This is a genomic window from Allobosea sp. 2RAB26 (assembly GCF_052115465.1).
Classification (GTDB): domain Bacteria; phylum Pseudomonadota; class Alphaproteobacteria; order Rhizobiales; family Beijerinckiaceae; genus Allobosea.
Map to the genome: position 1 here is coordinate 32,531 of NZ_JBFRGS010000007.1, position 16,780 is coordinate 49,310.

At 66.1% G+C, this 16,780-nt stretch carries 19 protein-coding genes; 10 read left to right on the forward strand and 9 right to left on the reverse strand.

The genetic code is table 11. The features are described 5' to 3' along the window. Positions 1 to 8 precede the first annotated feature (8 nt). On the reverse strand, positions 9 to 713 hold the full coding sequence (locus AB4118_RS15330) for an outer membrane protein (RefSeq protein WP_441490535.1): 705 nt from the start codon (positions 711 to 713) through the stop codon (positions 9 to 11). Positions 714 to 972: 259 nt separating this feature from the next. Here AB4118_RS15330 and AB4118_RS15335 point away from each other — a divergent pair, with 259 nt between their 5' ends. The 3 genes from AB4118_RS15335 (at position 973) to AB4118_RS15345 (ending at position 4,260) form a co-directional block, all read left to right on the forward strand. After that, entirely contained in the window at positions 973 to 2,028 is a 1,056-nt protein-coding gene (locus tag AB4118_RS15335; RefSeq protein ID WP_441490536.1) for a YihY/virulence factor BrkB family protein, read from the forward strand. A 3-nt stretch (positions 2,029 to 2,031) separates the two neighbouring features. Then, on the forward strand, positions 2,032 to 3,267 hold the full coding sequence (locus AB4118_RS15340) for an NAD(P)/FAD-dependent oxidoreductase (RefSeq protein WP_441490537.1): 1,236 nt from the start codon (positions 2,032 to 2,034) through the stop codon (positions 3,265 to 3,267). Positions 3,268 to 3,390: 123 nt separating this feature from the next. Beyond that, entirely contained in the window at positions 3,391 to 4,260 is an 870-nt protein-coding gene (locus AB4118_RS15345) for a VOC family protein (protein ID WP_441490538.1), read from the forward strand. A 57-nt stretch (positions 4,261 to 4,317) separates the two neighbouring features. On the opposite strand, the gene AB4118_RS15350 is transcribed toward AB4118_RS15345, so the two are convergent. The 6 genes from AB4118_RS15350 to AB4118_RS15375 all read right to left on the reverse strand — a co-directional run bounded on the left by AB4118_RS15350 (position 4,318) and on the right by AB4118_RS15375 (position 9,597). After that, complete coding sequence (locus AB4118_RS15350) at positions 4,318 to 4,770, reverse strand: GNAT family N-acetyltransferase (protein ID WP_441490539.1); 453 nt, start codon at positions 4,768 to 4,770, stop codon at positions 4,318 to 4,320. Then, the gene (cysK, locus tag AB4118_RS15355) at positions 4,767 to 5,753 is read right to left on the reverse strand and encodes a cysteine synthase A (protein WP_441490540.1); all 987 of its coding nucleotides are present in this window, start codon (positions 5,751 to 5,753) and stop codon (positions 4,767 to 4,769) included. Before cysK ends, AB4118_RS15350 begins: the two co-directional genes overlap by 4 nt. An 86-nt stretch (positions 5,754 to 5,839) precedes the next feature. Next, positions 5,840 to 6,289, reverse strand: a complete 450-nt coding sequence (locus tag AB4118_RS15360; protein WP_441490541.1) for an RrF2 family transcriptional regulator — start codon at positions 6,287 to 6,289, stop codon at positions 5,840 to 5,842. Further along, on the reverse strand, positions 6,286 to 6,771 hold the full coding sequence (gene dut, locus AB4118_RS15365; protein ID WP_441490542.1) for a dUTP diphosphatase: 486 nt from the start codon (positions 6,769 to 6,771) through the stop codon (positions 6,286 to 6,288). The genes AB4118_RS15360 and dut overlap by 4 nt, the downstream gene beginning before the upstream one ends. 5 nt (positions 6,772 to 6,776) lie before the next feature. Continuing rightward, a complete protein-coding gene (locus tag AB4118_RS15370; RefSeq protein WP_441490543.1) occupies positions 6,777 to 8,063 on the reverse strand; it encodes a phosphopantothenoylcysteine decarboxylase domain-containing protein in 1,287 nt (428 codons plus the stop codon). Between the two features lie 79 nt (positions 8,064 to 8,142). Next, positions 8,143 to 9,597 carry an AMP nucleosidase gene (locus tag AB4118_RS15375; protein WP_441490544.1) on the reverse strand — a complete coding sequence of 485 codons (1,455 nt, stop codon included), beginning with the start codon at positions 9,595 to 9,597 and terminating at the stop codon, positions 8,143 to 8,145. Between the two features lie 160 nt (positions 9,598 to 9,757). On the opposite strand from AB4118_RS15375, the gene AB4118_RS15380 reads away from it, so the two are divergent. The 6 genes from AB4118_RS15380 (at position 9,758) to AB4118_RS15405 (ending at position 13,436) form a co-directional block, all read left to right on the forward strand. Then, a complete protein-coding gene (locus AB4118_RS15380) occupies positions 9,758 to 10,138 on the forward strand; it encodes an ArsR/SmtB family transcription factor (protein WP_441490545.1) in 381 nt (126 codons plus the stop codon). A gap of 110 nt (positions 10,139 to 10,248) precedes the next feature. After that, on the forward strand, positions 10,249 to 10,671 hold the full coding sequence (locus AB4118_RS15385) for a DoxX family protein (RefSeq protein WP_113517055.1): 423 nt from the start codon (positions 10,249 to 10,251) through the stop codon (positions 10,669 to 10,671). A 42-nt stretch (positions 10,672 to 10,713) separates the two neighbouring features. Beyond that, positions 10,714 to 11,253, forward strand: a complete 540-nt coding sequence (locus AB4118_RS15390) for an SRPBCC family protein (protein ID WP_441490546.1) — start codon at positions 10,714 to 10,716, stop codon at positions 11,251 to 11,253. Between the two features lie 44 nt (positions 11,254 to 11,297). Beyond that, positions 11,298 to 11,774, forward strand: coding sequence for a DUF1579 domain-containing protein (locus AB4118_RS15395; protein ID WP_441490547.1), 477 nt, complete (start codon positions 11,298 to 11,300; stop codon positions 11,772 to 11,774). 55 nt (positions 11,775 to 11,829) lie between these two features. After that, positions 11,830 to 12,246: a VOC family protein gene (locus AB4118_RS15400; protein WP_441490548.1), complete on the forward strand. Its 417-nt coding sequence runs from the start codon at positions 11,830 to 11,832 to the stop codon at positions 12,244 to 12,246. Beyond that, positions 12,243 to 13,436, forward strand: coding sequence for a serine hydrolase domain-containing protein (locus AB4118_RS15405; protein ID WP_441490549.1), 1,194 nt, complete (start codon positions 12,243 to 12,245; stop codon positions 13,434 to 13,436). The genes AB4118_RS15400 and AB4118_RS15405 overlap by 4 nt, the downstream gene beginning before the upstream one ends. 6 nt (positions 13,437 to 13,442) lie before the next feature. Here AB4118_RS15405 and ubiB read toward each other — a convergent pair whose 3' ends face one another. Continuing rightward, complete coding sequence (ubiB, locus tag AB4118_RS15410; RefSeq protein WP_441490550.1) at positions 13,443 to 14,999, reverse strand: 2-polyprenylphenol 6-hydroxylase; 1,557 nt, start codon at positions 14,997 to 14,999, stop codon at positions 13,443 to 13,445. A 16-nt stretch (positions 15,000 to 15,015) separates the two neighbouring features. Continuing rightward, a complete protein-coding gene (gene ubiE, locus AB4118_RS15415; RefSeq protein WP_441490551.1) occupies positions 15,016 to 15,777 on the reverse strand; it encodes a bifunctional demethylmenaquinone methyltransferase/2-methoxy-6-polyprenyl-1,4-benzoquinol methylase UbiE in 762 nt (253 codons plus the stop codon). Between the two features lie 112 nt (positions 15,778 to 15,889). On the opposite strand from ubiE, the gene mutM reads away from it, so the two are divergent. Next, on the forward strand, positions 15,890 to 16,780 hold the full coding sequence (gene mutM / locus AB4118_RS15420; RefSeq protein WP_441490552.1) for a bifunctional DNA-formamidopyrimidine glycosylase/DNA-(apurinic or apyrimidinic site) lyase: 891 nt from the start codon (positions 15,890 to 15,892) through the stop codon (positions 16,778 to 16,780).

Below are 16,780 nucleotides of genomic sequence, written 5' to 3' on the forward strand. Positions count from 1 at the left end.
TCGTCCCGTCAGAACTTGTAGCTCAGGCTCGTGCGGACGCTATGCAGCGTCGAATCCTGATCGGTCGTCACGCCAAGGAAGGCGCCGCGCGCCAGGCGGTTGAACCGGCCGAAATCGGTGTAGCGGTATTCGACGCCGGCGATCAGGTGGTCGGTCAGCGCAAAGGAAAGACCGCCGCCCACGCTCCAGCCCGAGCGCGATGTCTGGGCGCTGTCACGTGCTCCCGAAGCCGGATCGAAGAGCTGCTGGTCGAACTCGGTGAAAGTCGCGCCACCCGTGGCATAGATCATGAAGCGGTCCATCGCAAAGCCCAGGCGACCGCGCACCGAAGCCTGCCAGTCGCGTTTCACCTCACCGATGCCGAGGGCATGACGGAAGCGCCCATCGCTATTCAGGGCCTCGATATCGCCTTCGATGCCGAGGACATAGGAGCCGAACTGGTAATTGAAGCCGGCATGTCCGCCGCCGAGCACCGAATCGGTATCGGAGGTGAAAGCCGCGCCGATGCCGTTGGCGGCGATGAAGCGGGTGCGCTCCGAGCCCCAGGAATAACCGATCTGGCCGCCGGCGTAGAACCCGGTCCAGGAAAAGAATTCCGGCAGTGCAGGAGCCGGCGGCAGCGTGCCCTTGCGATAGGGCATGTCCGCCGCGGAGGCCGCGCCGCCAGCCAGAAGTGCGAGGCTCGCAAGGCCGGCTTTCAGGAACATCTTCATCGCAGGTCTCTGTATGTCGTTCGCCGATCGGGTGGCCAGATACGGTGCCTCCCGTCATCCGGGACGAGGAGGTCGCAAGCCTTTGCTGACGCATGTGAAGCGCGCGTTTTCTGGCTCTGATTAGGAACTGTTAAGGTTAACAAACGGATAAGCGGCCTGGGGTGGCCCGCCGCGCAGGGAACAAACTCGTCGTCCGCCCGGTTTGCCCTAGGCTGGTGCCAGGCCGCGTGTCGACCCACCGCGGCGGCGGAGACTTTTCATGGCCTTCTTGAAACGCATCACGGGCGCAGCGGGCGCGGGGGTGGCGCTGGGCTACGTGGCCGAGGCGATCTCGCGCTGGCGTGCGCGGCCTTCGCGAGAGGAGGTTGCACGCGGCCGCGACGCGGCTTCGCCGCTCGAGATGACCTGGCTTGGCTGGAAGGATGTCCTGCTGCGCTTTGCCGGCAATGTTGCCGATAACCGTCTCAGTTCTCTGGCTGGTGCGGTCGCCTTCTTCACCCTGCTTTCGCTTGTCCCGGCGCTCTCGCTCCTTGTCGCGCTGTACCGCTATTTCACCGACCCGCTGACCATCGCCGGCCAGCTCGACAGCCTCACCACGGTCTTTCCGTCCGCCGCACGCGAGTTGATCCGCGAGCAGGCGATGCGGCTTGCGACACAATCCACCACCGGCCTGTCCCTTGCTGTCCTGGTCAGCCTGCTCGTGGCGGCCTGGAGTGCGAACGCCGCGGTCAAGGCGGTCTTCGATGCGCTCAACATCATCTATCGCGAACGGGAGAAGCGCAGCTTCTTCAAGCTGAACCTGATCTCGCTGATGACCACGCTGAGCGGGGTCGTGCTGCTGATGGCGGCGCTGATCGCGATCGCCATCCTGCCGGTCATCTCCGCGTTCTTCCCGTTCCACTACGAACTCGAGCAACTGGTCCGGCTGGTGCGCTGGCCGACCTTCGTCGTGATGGCGACGCTGGCGATCGCTTGCCTCTACTGGATCGGACCGAGCAGGCGGCGGCCGCGCTTCGCCTGGGTCATGCCGGGCGCGGTCGCCGCCTCGCTGCTCTGGGCCGCCGCGTCATGGGCCTTCTCCTGGTATGTCGGCACGCTCGGCAATTACACGGCGACCTATGGCTCGCTCTCGACGGTGGTGGTCTTCATGACCTGGCTCTGGCTGTCGGCGATGATCGTGCTCGCCGGTGCCGAACTCAATGCCGAACTCGAGCATCAGACCGAGCGCGACACCACGATCGGCCGACCCAAGCCTCTCGGCCGCAGGGGCGCGACCATGGCGGACAGGGTCGGTGCTGCCATGGCGGACGAGTAGGCGATGCTGGATCCCGACGACACGCGCCAGAGCGACCTGCGCAGCGGTTCGAGCCCCTGGCGTGCAGATGCCGGACATCCGCGCGGCGAGACGCTTGAAGCGGATCTTCGCTGCGACGTGGCGATCATCGGCGGCGGCATCACCGGCGCGATGCTGGCGGAACATCTGACCGCGCGTGGGCGGAAGGTCGTGCTCGTCGATCGCGAAAGACCGGGCTTCGGCAGCACAGTGGCCAGCACGGCGATGCTGCAATGGGAGATCGACCAGCCCTTGCGGCGGCTTTCGGCGCTCTACGGCTTCGAACGGGCGGCGGATATCTATCGGCGCAGCCTTCGGGCCGTGGTGGGGCTTCGTGAGCTGGTCCTGGACCAACAACTGCGCTGCGCCTTCCATCCCCGTGACACGGTCTATCTCGCAGCTGGCGAGACCGGGGCGCGTGAATTGCTGGACGAGCATCTCCTGCGGGAGCGCGCTGGCCTGCCCGGCTCACTGCTCGGCCATGACCTGCTGCTGCGCGAGTTCGGATTCGACCGGGCGGCAGCCATCGTCTCGCCCGGATCGGCGGAAGCAGACCCCCTTAGCCTGTGCCACGCCCTGCTCGGCGTGGCGGCAGCGCGGGGCGCGCGTCTTATCCGCGACGAGGCGGTGGCATTCGATGGCCAGGGTCGCTCCGCCATGGTCCAGCTCGGCGCTGGCCACACGATCGAAGCCGGACATGTCGTGCTGGCAACCGGCTATGTCATGCCAGATTGCGTCCGGAGCGATCTGCATCGCATCGCCTCGAGTTGGGCATTGGCGACGCAGCCGCAGCCCGCACAGGCGCTCTGGCCTCGGCGTGCGCTCGTCTGGGAGGCTTCGACGGACTATGTCTACTGCCGGACCACGGACGATGGAGGCATCGTCATCGGAGGCGAGGACGAGGCGAGCGATGACGCCGATCTGCGCGAGCGTCTCGGGCCGGAGAAGACAGAGGCGCTGCTCGGCAAGCTCGCGGCCCTTGTGCCGGCTGCGCGGCTCTCGCTTGCTCACACTTGGTCCGGGGCCTTCGGCCAGACCGGGGACGGGTTGCCGCTGATCGGGCGGGTCCCTGGCCAGCCACGCCTGCTGGCGGCCTATGGCTATGGCGGCAACGGCATCACCTTCAGCTTCCTCGCGTCTCGTCTCCTCGGCGCCCTGCTAGAGGGCAGGGAGAAGGCCTGGTTCTCTGATTTTGCGATCGACCGGCCGAGCCCAGTCTGACGGCCCCGCGATATTGCGCGGCTGCAATCTTGGTCTTGCCACGCCAAGGGGCGACACTGGCTCGGTTTCTTGCCATTTGAAGACTGCGGCGGACGTCGGGCCGCATCATTCTCGGAGGCGGCGATGCTCACGGTTCAGGACAAGGTTTCGTCACCGGTACGGCTTGAGGCCTATGACGCGCCCCTTCATATTGGCGCGGTCTCCTTGCGGGTGCGCGATCTGCCGCGCCTGACGGCCTTCTATCGCGACGCGATCGGGCTGACGCTGATCTCGGAAGAGCCCGGCCTCTCCGTGCTCGGTGTCGACGGCGTGCCGCTGGTGCGGCTCGAAGGGGGGGCGAGCGCACCGGTATCGGCCGCCGGCCTCTTCCATCTCGCGATCCTGCTGCCATCGCGCCGTGACCTCGCCAACTGGCTGGCGCATGCGGCCAGGACCCAAGTGCCGCTGGAAGGCGCCTCGAACCATCTCGTCAGCGAGGCGCTCTACCTCTCCGATCCGGAAGGCAACGGCATCGAAATCTATCGTGATCGCAGCCGGCCGGAATGGCCGCGACTTGATGGCGGCGCCATCAAGATGTCGACAGATCGGCTCGATCTCGACCTGCTCCTGCGTGAGTCGGACGGAGCCGCCTATCCCGGCATGCCGACTGGCACGGGCATGGGGCATGTTCATTTGCGCGTCGGCGACACCGCGCAGGCCGAGGGCTTCTACCGCGATGGGCTCGGCTTTGACGTGATGGTGCATTATCCCGGCGCCAGCTTCCTCGCGACCGGTGGCTACCATCACCATATCGCCGTCAATGTCTGGGGCAGCCGGGGGGCAGGCCTGCGGGCTGACAGCGATGCGGGGCTCGCGAGCTTCGAGCTCGTCGCCGCTGACGATCCGGCCTTCGCGGCGATGCGGACGCGGATGATCGCTGCCGGCGGTCGAGATCAGGGAGGCACCGTTACCGTTGCCGACCCCTGGAATAACCGCCTGATCCTGCGTCGCTAACACATCGGCCCGAAAGGTGGGGTGCGGTTTTCGGGAACGCTGATCCAGGCTTCGATCCTAGCGCGTGAGCAGATGGCTGCGGCGTGTACCGCCGCCATCGGGCTTGAAGCCCATGGCTTCCCAGAAAGCGGCCGCGCCGGAATCCGCGGCGTTGAGCGAGAGCCTCGGCGCCAGCGACAGCCCTTGTTGCACGAGTGCGCTCGCCAGCAGGCGGCCGACGCCTCCGCGCCGGCCGGTCGGCCGGACATAGACATGGCGAATGCGCAGGAGGTCGGGCGCCGGGTCATAAGGGTCCGGCGTCACCGCGCCGATCGCGGCGAGCACCCCATCGCGAAACACCGCAAACAGGGTATTCCGCTCGTCGGCGTCACGATAACGGCCGGATTGCCACTCGTCCCGCAAACCGTCGACGAAGCGGTAGCCTTCGGCCGCCGCTTCGTCCTGCAGGGCAGAAAAATCGTCCGGCAGCGTTTCGCTGAGCCGGACGACCTGAAGCGCGCTGGAGATCACAGGCCTTCGAAGAGAGCGCTCGAAATATAGCGCTCGGCGAAGGAGGGGATGATCACGACGATGGTCTTGCCTTCGTTGCCGGGCCGCGCTCCGATTTCCAGCGCGGCAGCGACTGCCGCGCCCGAGGAGATGCCGGCCGGGATGCCTTCGAGGCGGGCCAGCGCGCGAGCCGTGTCGAAGGAGGTCTGGTTGCCGACAGTCACGACCTCGTCGATCACCGAGCGATCGAGCACGCCGGGAACGAAACCGGCGCCGATGCCCTGGATCTTGTGCGGACCGGGTTGACCGCCGGAGAGAACCGGGGAGTCTTCAGGCTCGACCGCGATGACCTTCAGCCCGGGCCGGCGGGGCTTCAGCACCTGGCCGACACCGGTGATCGTGCCGCCGGTGCCGACACCGGAGACGAAGATGTCGATCTCGCCGTTGGTGTCGTTCCAGATTTCCTCGGCGGTCGTCCTGCGGTGAATCTCGGGGTTGGCCGGATTCTCGAATTGCTGCGGAATGATCGCACCCGGGATCTCGGCCCTGAGCTCTTCGGCCTTGGCCACGGCACCGCGCATGCCGCCCGGGCCGGGCGTCAGCACGAGTTCGGCGCCGAGCAGGGCCAGCATCTTGCGACGCTCCAGCGACATCGTCTCCGGCATGACCAGGATCAGGCGGTAGCCGCGCGCGGCAGCGACGAAGGCGAGCGCAATGCCGGTATTGCCCGAGGTCGGCTCGATCAGCGTGCCGCCCGGCTTCAGAACGCCTGAGGCTTCGAGCGCATCGACCATGTTGACGCCGATACGATCCTTGACGCTGGAGATCGGGTTGAAGAATTCGAGCTTGGCAAGGATCGTCGCCTTGACGCCGCGTTCTGCCGGGAGACGGTTCAGCCGCACCAGCGGAGTGTCACCGATCGTATCGGTGATCGACTCATAGACCCGGCCTCGACCGGGCGCCTTGTCCTGTGTGGGATTGAGCTTCTGTGCTGCTTCGGCCATAGCGGCCTCCCTTGCGTCATATGGTCAGGATGGAAGGGCTAACGTATTTCACATCTTCTGTCGAATAATTAAGTTTAATCACATAATTATATTGTGAAATCGGCTCTCTTGGCGATCTCTCCGAAGACCGACTTCTGCTCGGACTGGCGACAAAGATCTTCGACGGTGACGCTGTCGAGCTCGGCCAGGAAGGCATCGGTCGCCCGCCTCAGCGCCGGGCCGACCACCTCGTCGATAAGGCGGGACTGCGGCAGGGGCGTGGTTTCATCGCTCGTTTCCTGCATGGCCGCACGCGCGATATCGCCGGCGGTGATGCGGCGGCGTTCGCGAGCGAGCTCATAGCCGCCGCGCGGACCGCGCACGCCCTTCAGGATGCCGGCGCGCACGAGCGCCTGCAGCATGGTTTCGAGATGGCGCGGCGGCAGGTCGTGGCGTGCAGCCAGGAATTTGGCGGCGACGGGCGACGGGCGAGCATGCAGCGCGATATCGACGACTGCGGCGACGGCGAGAAGGCTGCGGTGCGAGAGCGGCATCATTGGCCGCCACCTTGCGCCGTCGCCTTGCTCCCAGCGATGCCGGTCGAGCCGAAGCCGCCGTCCCCGCGCGCGGTCTCGTCGAGTGTGGCAGCCTCGACCAAGGCCGCCTGTGAGACCGGGGCGACCACGAGCTGGGCGATGCGGTCGCCGTGCCGGATCACGAAGTCTTCTACGCCGAGATTGATCAGGATCACCTTGATCTCCCCACGATAGTCGCTGTCGACGGTGCCGGGCGAATTCAGCACCGTGACGCCATGCTTGAAGGCGAGGCCCGAGCGCGGCCGGACCTGTGCCTCGAAACCTTGCGGCAATTGCAGCACGATCCCCGTCGGGATGAGACCGCGTCCGCCCGGAGCCAGAACGCAGGGCTCATCGGCGGCCAGGGCGGCACGGAGATCCAGGCCGGCGGCGCCGCTGCTCTCATAGGCCGGCAGCGGCAGGTCGGCGCCATGGGGCAGGCGCTTGATGGGAAGCGTGACCATGGCGCTCAGCGGTCCGTCTCGCTGGCCTGCGGCATGCGCGCCAGATGCGCAATCAGCCGGCTTGCGACCTCGCCCTTGGGCAGGGTCGGCCAGGTTTCGACATTGTCGGAGGTGACGAGATGCACGGTGTTGGCGTCGCCGCCCATCACTCCGGTGCCGCCGACATCGTTTGCGACGATCAGGTCGCAGCCCTTCTTTGCCAGCTTGGCGCGGGCATAGTCGATCACGTGGTCGGTCTCGGCGGCGAAGCCGACGACGAGGGCGGGGCGATCGATCTCGCGTGAGGCGATCGTCGCCAGGATGTCGGGGTTCTCGACGAGGGCGAGGGCAGGCGCGCTCGCGCCGGCCTGCTTCTTGAGCTTGCCGGGCGCCTCTTCCGCAACGCGCCAGTCGGCGACTGCGGCGGCGAAGATCGCGATATCCGCCGGCAGCGCGCCTTCGACTGCGGCCAACATATCGCGGGCGGACTCGACATGGATCGTGGTCACCCCCTCCGGATCGGCGATCGCGACCGGGCCGGACACCAATGTCACGCTGGCGCCCGCGTCCGCGGCGGCGGCTGCGATCGCGTGACCCTGCTTTCCGGAGGAGCGGTTGGCGATGTAGCGCACGGGGTCGATCGGCTCATGCGTCGGCCCGGAGGTGATGAGCACGCGCTTGCCGGCGAGCAGCTTGGGGGCACCGGACGCGCCGCCCGGACTGCGACCGAGGAAGCCGATCGTTCCACCCGGGGAGAGCCGGGTTTCGCCGGCCAGTGCCTGTTCGATCGCCGCCAGCAGCTCATGAGGCTCGGCCATGCGGCCGGGTCCGTTCTCGCCTCGCTCGGCCATGGCACCCGAGTTCGGCCCGACCACGAGCACCCCGTCCTTCTCGAGCTGCGCCATGTTGCGCCGTGTCGCCGGGTGCTCCCACATGCGCGGGTTCATCGCGGGCGCGATCAGGATGCGCTTGTCGGTGGCGAGCAGGGCCGTCGAGGCAAGGTCATTGGCAAGGCCCGTCGCCATCTTGGCGATCAGGTCGGCGGTCGCGGGGGCGACGACGACCAGATCGGTCGAGCGCGACAGCGCGATATGGCCGATATCGGCTTCGTCGGTCAGCGAGAACAGATCGGTGAAGCAGCGTTCGCCCGCCAGCGACGATACGGCGAGCGGCGTCACGAACTCTTCGCCGGCTTTGGTCAGGATGCAGCGCGAGGTGACGCCGTGATCCTTCAGGCGCCGGATCAGCTCCAGCACCTTGTAGGCGGCGATACCCCCGCCGATGATCAGCAGAACGGAGCGAGATGCGGACAAGGGCGGGCTCCCGAGGCAAGAAGCCCTTCACCTAGCATCGCGGAGGCGCGGCTGTCATGGGGTGGACGTGCAGGGGCCTCTAGCGGAAGGGCGGCTCGTCGAAGGAGCGCAGCTTGCGTGAATGGATCGTGCTGCCGGCTTCCTTGAGCTTCTCCAGCGCTGCCAGTCCGATTTTCAGGTGCTCGCCGACAGCGCGCTCATAGAAGGCGTTGGCGGCGCCCGGCAGCTTGATCTCACCATGCAGCGGCTTGTCGGAGACGCAGAGCAAGGTGCCGTAGGGCACGCGTAGCCGGTAGCCCTGCGCTGCGATGGTCCCGGATTCCATGTCGACCGCGATGGCGCGCGACAGGTTGATACGGCGGCGCTCCTTGGTCCAGCGCAGCTCCCAGTTGCGATCGTCCTGCGTCACGACGGTGCCGGTGCGCAGCCTCTGCTTCAGCCGGTCGCCCTTCTCGCCAGTGACCTCGGCTGCAGCCTGCTGCAAGGCGACCTGGACCTCGGCGAGCGCCGGAATCGGAATGTCCGGCGGCACATGGTCATCCAGGATGCCGTCCTGGCGGAGATAGGCGTGGGCCAGCACGTAGTCGCCGATGATCTGCGTCTGCCGGAGGCCACCGCAATGGCCGACCATCAACCAGCAATTCGGCCTGAGCACCGCGAGATGGTCGGTGATGTTCTTCGCATTGGACGGGCCGACGCCGATATTGACCAGCGTGACGCCTTCGCCTCCAGCGCGGATGAGGTGATAAGCCGGCATCTGGAAGCGATGCCAGGGCGCGGACATCACGCGCTCGGCGGCGCTGACATCGATGCCTTCGCGGTCGATCCGGATCCCGCCCGGCGCGACGAGTGCCTCGGCGGTGCCGGCCTCGATCTCGGCCAATGCCAGCCGCACGAACTGGTCGACATAGCGATGGTAGTTGGTCAGCAGCACCCAGGGCTGCACCATCCGCCAGTCGGTGCCGGTATAGTGGACCAGCCGCCGCAGCGAATAATCGACGCGCACCGCATCGAAGAGCGAGAGCGGGCGTGGCTCGCCCTCGATGATTTCGAAGGTGCCGTCGGCGATCTCGTCGCCGACCAGCGAGAGCAGCGGCGTCGGGAAATGCCGCGCAAGCTCCGCGGGCGAGATCCGGCCGCCGCCCAGTTCGTCGCCGCCCTCGATTGCATAGGGGTAGGGGATTTCCTGGGTGCTGATGCCCGTCTCGATGGTGGCGCCGTATTCCGTCACCAGGGGGTCGAGCTGGTCGAGCAGATAGGCCCGGAACTCGGCCGGCTGGGTCACCGTGGTCGAGTAGATGCCGGGCGCCGCAAATTTGGCGAAGCCGCGGCGTGTCGCTGCCGGCAGCTTCGACGGCTCATAGGTGACGCGCAGCATCGGGTAGCGATAGCGGGCGCGCTCCTCCGGCGTCGGCGGCTGTCTCGTGTCGAAGAAGCGTTGGAGATCGGCGCGGAGCGCGTCCTTCGCTTCGGCATAAAGCGCCTCCAACCGGTTGATGGCGTCATGCGGTGTGGCGGCGATCTCGAAGCTCATGGCTGACTCTAGCCGGCTGCGGGCGCTCCTGACAACAACTGGCATCGCGCCGGCCGATGGTCGGAAGGCCGGGCGTTCAGCGGTCTCGCAACGGGCGCTTGACGTTACGGCTTTGGTGCATTAGTAAACCGATCAGTTAATTAACCGATCGGTTTAGTTGATGTCGCCGGACCACCTCAGCGCCACGCTCTCTGCCCTCGCCGATCCCACCCGGCGGGCCATCCTGGCGCGCCTCGCGCTGGGGGAAACCTCGGTCAAGGAGTTGGCGGAACCTTTCGCGATGAGCCTCCCGGCCGTCTCGAAACATCTGAAGGTGCTCGAGAAGGCCGGCCTGATCTCCCGTGGCCGCGAGGCGCAGTGGCGGCCCTGCCGGCTCGATCCCGGCCCGCTGCGCGATGTGGCTGCCTGGCTCGAGCACTACCGGGTCTTCTGGGACCAGAGCCTGGACAGGCTGGAGAGCATGATTCTGGAGCTGAGGACTGAGGACCAGAATGCGGCGCTGTCGTTGAGCCCGCCTTCGAAGGGGACGGACGGACAATGATCGCGGCCCGTCATCGCCCCGGAATCCAGGCGGTTTTGCCTGCTCGCCAGGCGGTCTTGTCTGCTCGCAATGAGATCTTAGATCCCAATCAAACAACTTTGGAGAGCATCATGTCTCTATCGATTACCGAGCCCGCCTTCGCAGAGCCAAGAGCCAAGCTCTGGACGGGACGGGTGCTGAGCGGTGTCGTCGTCGCGTTCCTGCTGTTCGACGGCGGTATCAAGCTGGCGCCCCTGCAGGTGGTCAACGATACCCTGCAGCAGCTGGGATATTCGGGAAGCAATGAGCTGGCCCGGGGGCTCGGCGCCATGACGCTGATCATTGCGCTGCTCTATGCCTATCCCCGCACCTCCATTCTTGGCGCCGTGCTGCTTACGGGGCTGCTTGGCGGCGCCATGGCGACGCATCTGCGCGTCGGCAGCCCGCTCTTCAGCCACCTCTTCTTTGGGCTCTATCTCGGCCTCATGGCCTGGGGCGGACTCTACCTGCGCGATCCGAGGCTGCGCGCACTCATCCCGCTGCGAAGCGCCTAGCAGCTTTCGCCACTCCCTCTCGATCCGTCACAGGAGCGTTCCGTGCTCAGCACCCTTCTTTGGGCCATTGTCGCCATTCTCGCCCTCGCCATCGTCGTCGTGCTCGTCCTGGCCGCGATGAAGCCCGACAGCTTTCGCGTCCAGCGTTCGCTCGCCATCAACGCACCGCCGGAGCACGTCTTTCCGCTGATCAACGGGTTCCGGAGCTGGGGTGACTGGTCGCCCTGGGAGAAGAAGGACCCGGCGATGAAGCGCAGCTTCAGCGGCGCGGAAAGCGGCCTCGGTGCGGTCTATGCCTGGGACGGCGACAAGAATGTCGGGCAGGGCCGCATGGAGATCGTCGAGGCCTCGGCTCCCCGCAAGGTTGGATTGAGGCTCGATTTCATCAAGCCCTTCGAGGCTCATAACGACGTCACATTCGCGCTCGAGCCCCGCGGTGGCGCCACCGAGGTGATCTGGACCATGACCGGCCCGGCACCGTTCCTCACAAGGATCATGCACGTCTTCTTCAACGTCGATCGCATGGTCGGGCGCGATTTCGAAACCGGCCTCGCCAATCTGAAGGTGGCGGCCGAGCGCTAGAGCCGTCTCATTCCCGAAGATCAAGCAAGGAGGAGGATGCGCCTATGCAGACTGTCGAACCACAGGACGAACATCGCTGGCTTCAGCAACTCGTCGGCAACTGGGCTTATGAATCGAACTGCTCGCCTGACAAGCCGGACGAAATCTCCAAGGGCTCGGAGACCATTCGCTCCATCGGCGACCTCTGGATCGTTGGGGAGAGCAAGAGCGAGATGCCCGGCGGAGATCCCGCGACCATGCAGATCACGCTTGGCTTCGATCCCCAGAAGGGCCGTTTCGTCGGAACCTGGCTGGGCTCGATGATGGCGATGATCTGGACCTATGAAGGCTCTCTCGACGACAGCGGCAAGATCCTGACGCTCGAATCCGAAGGGCCCAGCTTCTCCGGCGACGGCACGACGTCGAAATATCGGGACATCATCGAGATCAGGAGCCCGACCGAGCGGCTGTTCTATTCGAAGGTTCTCGGTGCCGATGGCAACTGGACCGAGTTCATGAGAGCTCGCTACCAAAGAATCTGATCCGCCACGCCATCCAAGGCCGGCGCGACCGGCCGTTTCTCAAGGGAATAGCCCAATGAAGCTCTCGACCTATCTGATGTTCAACGGCAATTGCGAAGAAGCGTTCACGACCTACCAGAAGGTGCTCGGCGGCAAGATCACCGCGATGATGAGCCATGAAGGCACGCCGGCGGAGAACGACGTCTCGCCGGAATGGCGCAAGAAGATCATCCATGCCTGCCTGGAGCTCGACGGCCAGATGCTGATGGCGTCCGATGCGCCGCCGGACCGCAGCAGCGGCCCGATGCGCAGCGTCTATGTCAACGTCATGGTCAACGAGGTCGCCGAGGCCGAGCGCATCTTCAAGGGGCTCTCGGAGGGCGGCCAGATCCAGATGCCGATCGGGGAGACCTTCTGGTCCAAGAGCTTCGGCATGCTGACCGACCGCTTCGGCACGCATTGGATGGTCAATGCCGAGTTCAAGAACGGATGAGCGCTGGCTTCTCCGAAAAGGCCCTCGCCGACATGGCCGCCGCGATGCGCGGCCATGTCACGCGCGGTGCCGTCGCCGGGATCGTCACGCTGATCGCCCGGGCGGATGACGTGCATGTCGAGACCTTCGGCCTGGCCGATTTCGACAGTGCTGCGCCGATGCGCCGCGATGCGATCGTCCGTATCGCCTCGATGACCAAGCCGATGCTGGCGGTGGTGGCTCTGTCGCTCGTCGAGGATGGAGCGATCGGGCTCGATGACGCCGTCGAGCCTTGGTTGCCGGAGCTGGCGGACCGCCGGGTCCTGCGCAGCATCGCTGGCCCGCTCGACGACACCGTGCCGGCCCGCCGATCAATCACGTTGCGCGATCTGCTGACGCTCAGGCTCGGCATCGGCGCGATCATGGCGCCGCCGGGCCGTTACCCGATCCAGCAGGCAATGGCCGATGCCGGCGTCGCGCCCGGTCCAATGAGCCCCGAGATGTCGCCCGACGCCTGGATGAAACGGCTCGGCTCCCTGCCGTTGATCCACCAACCCGGGGAAGTCTGGATGTATCATACCGGCTTCGACGTGCTCTCGGTGCTCTTGGCCAGGGTTTCCGGCAAGCCGCTTGATGATCTCATGCAGGAACGTCTGTTTCGACCGCTGGGCATGGTCGATACCGGCTTCAGCGTGACGGCGGGCCAGGCCGGACGACTGGCCAGCGCCTATCGTCTCGATTCGGACGCGGGCCGGCTCGTCCTGTTCGATCGCGGCGCCGGAGGCGCGTTTGCGCGCGCGCCCGCCTTTCCCTGCGAGCTGGTCTCGACGGCCGACGATGTCCTGAGATTTGCGCGCGTGCTCCTGGCGCGCGGGCAATACGGCGGGCAGGGCATCCTCTCGCCAGGGACGGTCGAGCAGATGACGCGGGATCAGATCACGCCGGAGCAGAAGGCGGTTTCACCGTTCTTCCCGGGCTTCTGGGAGAGCACGGGCTGGGGCTTCGGTCTTGGGATCGCGACGCAGCCCGATCCGATCTCGGCGGTTCCCGGGCGCTATGGCTGGGAAGGCGGGTTCGGCACCAGTCTCAATATCGACCCGCATCGGAACCTCGTCACGGTCTTCCTGAGCCAGAGACTGATGCAGGGTCCGGAAGACGCCGCCCTCGGCCAGGAATTCCAGGTCCTGGCCTATCGGGCGGTCGCCGGCTGAGGGGCGTCAGCTGAAGATGCTGTAGGCCAGCAGGCCCGCGATCAGCCACAATGCCCAGTTGCCCCAGCGGTTGCGCCGGGCTTCGGCCCGGCCAATCTCCTGGATGCTGCGTTCGTCCAGGACAAAGCCCTGGCGCGAGGCGTCCTCGAGTTGACCCAGCACACGCTCGGCCCGAGCGGCCGTTTCAGGAAGGCTGGCGAGCGTCGAGAGCATGGACTGGGCGCCTCGGCTGACTTCCTCGATCTTGCCGAGAGGGCCGAGATTGCGGGTGATCCACTCGCGCACCACCGGCTCGGCCGTCTTCCACATATCGAGCTGCGGATCGAGCGAGCGCGCTACACCTTCGACCACGACCATGGTCTTCTGCAGCATGACGAGTTCGGTCCGGGTCGCCATATCGAACAGCCCGGTGATCTCGAAGAGAAGGGTCAGAACCTTCGCCATCGAGATCTCGTCGGCACGCCGGTCATGGATCGGCTCGCCGACGGCCCGGATCGCCTGGGCGAAGTCCGCGACATCGTGATGGGCCGGAACATAGCCGGCCTCGAAATGGACCCGGGCCACACGGGCGTAATCGCGCGTGATGAAGCCGAGCAGGATTTCGGCGAGGAACCGCCGTTCCTTGAGGCCGAGCCGGCCCATGATGCCGCCATCGACTGCAACCAGCCGGCCCTGCGCATCGACGAACAGGTTCCCCGGATGCATATCGGCATGGAAGAAGCCGTCGCGGATCGCGTGCTTCAGGAAGGACTGGATGACGGTGCGGCCGAGCGCCACGAGGTCATGGCCGGCAGTACGCAGCGCTTCGACATCGGAGAGGCGAATGCCGTCGATCCATTCGTCGACGAGCACCTCGCGCGCCGTCAGCTGCCAGTCCGGCTTCGGGACGCGGAAATCGGCATCGTCCCTGGTGTTCTCGGCGAATTCCGAGAGCGCTGCGGCCTCGAGGCGAAGGTCCATCTCCATGGTGACGGAGCGCGCCAGCGTCTCGACCACGCCGGAGAAACGCAGGCGCCGCGCCTCGTGCGAGCGGCTCTCGGCGAGTTCGGCGCCGAAGCGCATCGCCGCCAGGTCGCGGTTGAACCGGTCACGGATGCCGGGCCTAAGCACCTTGACCGCGACCTCCGAGCCATCCTTCAACCGTGCGCGATGGACCTGGGCGATCGAGGCGGCCGCGACGGGCTCGCCGAATTCGGAGAACAGCGCCTCGACTGGCTCGCCATGCGCGGCTTCGATCGCGGCGCGGGCCTGTTCCATCGGGAACGGCGCCATCCTGTCCTGAAGCGCCGACAGGTCTTCGGCGATCTTCATCCCGACCACATCTGGCCGCGTCGCCAGAAACTGGCCGAACTTGACATAGGACGGACCAAGCCGGGTCATCGCAGCGGCAAGGCGCGTGGCCGAGGAGCCGGCGCCCCGGCGCTCGATCAGCCGGCCGACCCTGATCAGCGCACGTGCCGCGGGCGGCAGAACCGACGGATCCACCAGCGCGAGCGCGCCTTCGCGAGCCAGAACGAAACCAACCCGCGCCATGCGGGTGAAATGGGCGATTGAGGAGATCATGCTGGAAGGCGGGCCGTCACAGCTTCCAGCCGGAATGCAGTGCCACGACCCCACCGGTCATGGGCGTGAAGCGCGCCCGCCGGAAGCCGGCTGCTGCGATCATGTCGGCGAAAACCTGTGGTTTCGGGAATTTGCGGATCGATTCGACCAGATAGCGATAGGGCTCCGCATCTCCCGTCACGAGCCTGCCCATCGGTGGGATCAGGTTGAAGGAATAGGTCTCGTAGATCTTGTCGAGCACCGGCACGTCGACATGGCTGAATTCGAGGCAAAGGAAGCGCCCGCCGCGCTTCAGGACGCGATGCGCCTCCGTCAGCGCCTTGTCGATGCGTGGCACGTTGCGAATGCCGAAGGCGATCGTATAGGCGTCGAAACTGTTGTCCGGCAGGCCGAGCTCCTCGGCATTGCCCTGTACGAAGCGGATGCGGCCATCGCCTGGAAAGCGCTTCTGCGCGCGTTCGCGCCCGACGCTCAGCATCTCGCCATTGATGTCGAGCACCGTCACATCGGTTGCCGGGCCGCCGGCTTCCAGGACCTGGAAGGCGACATCGCCCGTGCCGCCGGCCACGTCGAGATGGTGGAAAGCCCGGTCGCGCGGCGGCTTCAGCGTCGAGATAAGGGCATCCTTCCAGAGCCGGTGCAGGCCCGCCGACATCAGGTCGTTCATCAGGTCGTAGCGGCCGGCGACCTTGTGGAAGACGTCGTCGACCTTGGCCTGTTTCTCGGCGAGCGGCACGGTCTCGAAGCCGAAATGGGTGGTATCGGAGGCTGCTGTCACGGCTTGGCCCGGAGCTTGTGTTCTGGTGAGGCGGTAACTAGAGCCGGATGAATAGCGAAACGAGCGAGCCTTGTCGCGGCCCGTCTCGACGCATGCTGAAGAGCGAAGTGCAATGCCCGAGCTTCCCGAGGTCGAAACCGTCCGCCGTGGGCTGGAGCCCGCCATGCTCGGCCAGGTGCTGGCCCGGGTCGAGCAGCGCCGGCCTGATCTGCGCTTTCCATTGCCTGAGCATTTCGTCGAGCGCCTGACTGGGCGGCGGGTCGAGGGCCTGTCGCGCCGCGCCAAGTACCTGATCGCCGATCTCGATGATGGCGAGGCGCTGATCATGCATCTCGGCATGAGCGGCCGCTTCGTGGTCGAGGCGCCGGGCACGCCACCCACCGAACCTGGCGCTTATTACAACGAGATCGGCCGGCACCTGCAGCACGATCATGTCGTCTTCCATCTCGGATCGGGAGCGCGCGTCACCTATAACGATGTCCGTCGCTTCGGCTTCATGGATCTCCTGCCGCGTGCCGACCTGGAGAGCTCGAAGCATTTTGCGGGAATGGGAATCGAACCTCTCGGCAACGAGCTCTCCGGCGAAGTCCTGGCAAAGCTCTTTGCCGGCAAGCTCGCGCCGCTGAAGGCGGCGCTGCTCGACCAGCGGCTCGTGGCAGGCCTTGGGAATATCTATGTCTGCGAGGCGCTGTTCCGGGCGGGGCTTCACCCGGAAGCGGCGGCCGGTACGATCACGACGCCAACCGGTCGGCCCCGCGAGGCAGCCCATGCGCTCGCACAGATTATTCGCGAGGTTCTCGAGGAGGCGGTGGCCGCTGGCGGCTCGACCTTGCGCGATTTCGCCCATGCCGACGGCTCGCTCGGTTATTTCCAGCACCGCTTCAAGGTCTATGACCGCGAGGGCGACCCATGTGTCACGCCCGGCTGCGGCGGCCTGGTGAAGCGGCTCGTCCAGTCCGGTCGCTCGACTTTCTATTGCGAGCGCTGCCAACCGAAGCGCTGA

Bases quoted from the DNA above. Each gene is read 5' to 3' on its own strand.
- AB4118_RS15330 (WP_441490535.1), bottom strand. From the start codon at position 713: ATGAAGATGTTCCTGAAAGCCGGCCTTGCGAGCCTCGCACTTCTGGCT.
- AB4118_RS15335 (WP_441490536.1), top strand. From the start codon at position 973: ATGGCCTTCTTGAAACGCATCACGGGCGCAGCGGGCGCGGGGGTGGCG.
- AB4118_RS15340 (WP_441490537.1), top strand. From the start codon at position 2,032: ATGCTGGATCCCGACGACACGCGCCAGAGCGACCTGCGCAGCGGTTCG.
- AB4118_RS15345 (WP_441490538.1), top strand. From the start codon at position 3,391: ATGCTCACGGTTCAGGACAAGGTTTCGTCACCGGTACGGCTTGAGGCC.
- cysK (WP_441490540.1), bottom strand. From the start codon at position 5,753: ATGGCCGAAGCAGCACAGAAGCTCAATCCCACACAGGACAAGGCGCCC.
- AB4118_RS15360 (WP_441490541.1), bottom strand. From the start codon at position 6,289: ATGATGCCGCTCTCGCACCGCAGCCTTCTCGCCGTCGCCGCAGTCGTC.
- dut (WP_441490542.1), bottom strand. From the start codon at position 6,771: ATGGTCACGCTTCCCATCAAGCGCCTGCCCCATGGCGCCGACCTGCCG.
- AB4118_RS15375 (WP_441490544.1), bottom strand. From the start codon at position 9,597: ATGAGCTTCGAGATCGCCGCCACACCGCATGACGCCATCAACCGGTTG.
- AB4118_RS15380 (WP_441490545.1), top strand. From the start codon at position 9,758: ATGTCGCCGGACCACCTCAGCGCCACGCTCTCTGCCCTCGCCGATCCC.
- AB4118_RS15385 (WP_113517055.1), top strand. From the start codon at position 10,249: ATGTCTCTATCGATTACCGAGCCCGCCTTCGCAGAGCCAAGAGCCAAG.
- AB4118_RS15395 (WP_441490547.1), top strand. From the start codon at position 11,298: ATGCAGACTGTCGAACCACAGGACGAACATCGCTGGCTTCAGCAACTC.
- AB4118_RS15400 (WP_441490548.1), top strand. From the start codon at position 11,830: ATGAAGCTCTCGACCTATCTGATGTTCAACGGCAATTGCGAAGAAGCG.
- AB4118_RS15405 (WP_441490549.1), top strand. From the start codon at position 12,243: ATGAGCGCTGGCTTCTCCGAAAAGGCCCTCGCCGACATGGCCGCCGCG.
- ubiB (WP_441490550.1), bottom strand. From the start codon at position 14,999: ATGATCTCCTCAATCGCCCATTTCACCCGCATGGCGCGGGTTGGTTTC.
- mutM (WP_441490552.1), top strand. From the start codon at position 15,890: ATGCCCGAGCTTCCCGAGGTCGAAACCGTCCGCCGTGGGCTGGAGCCC.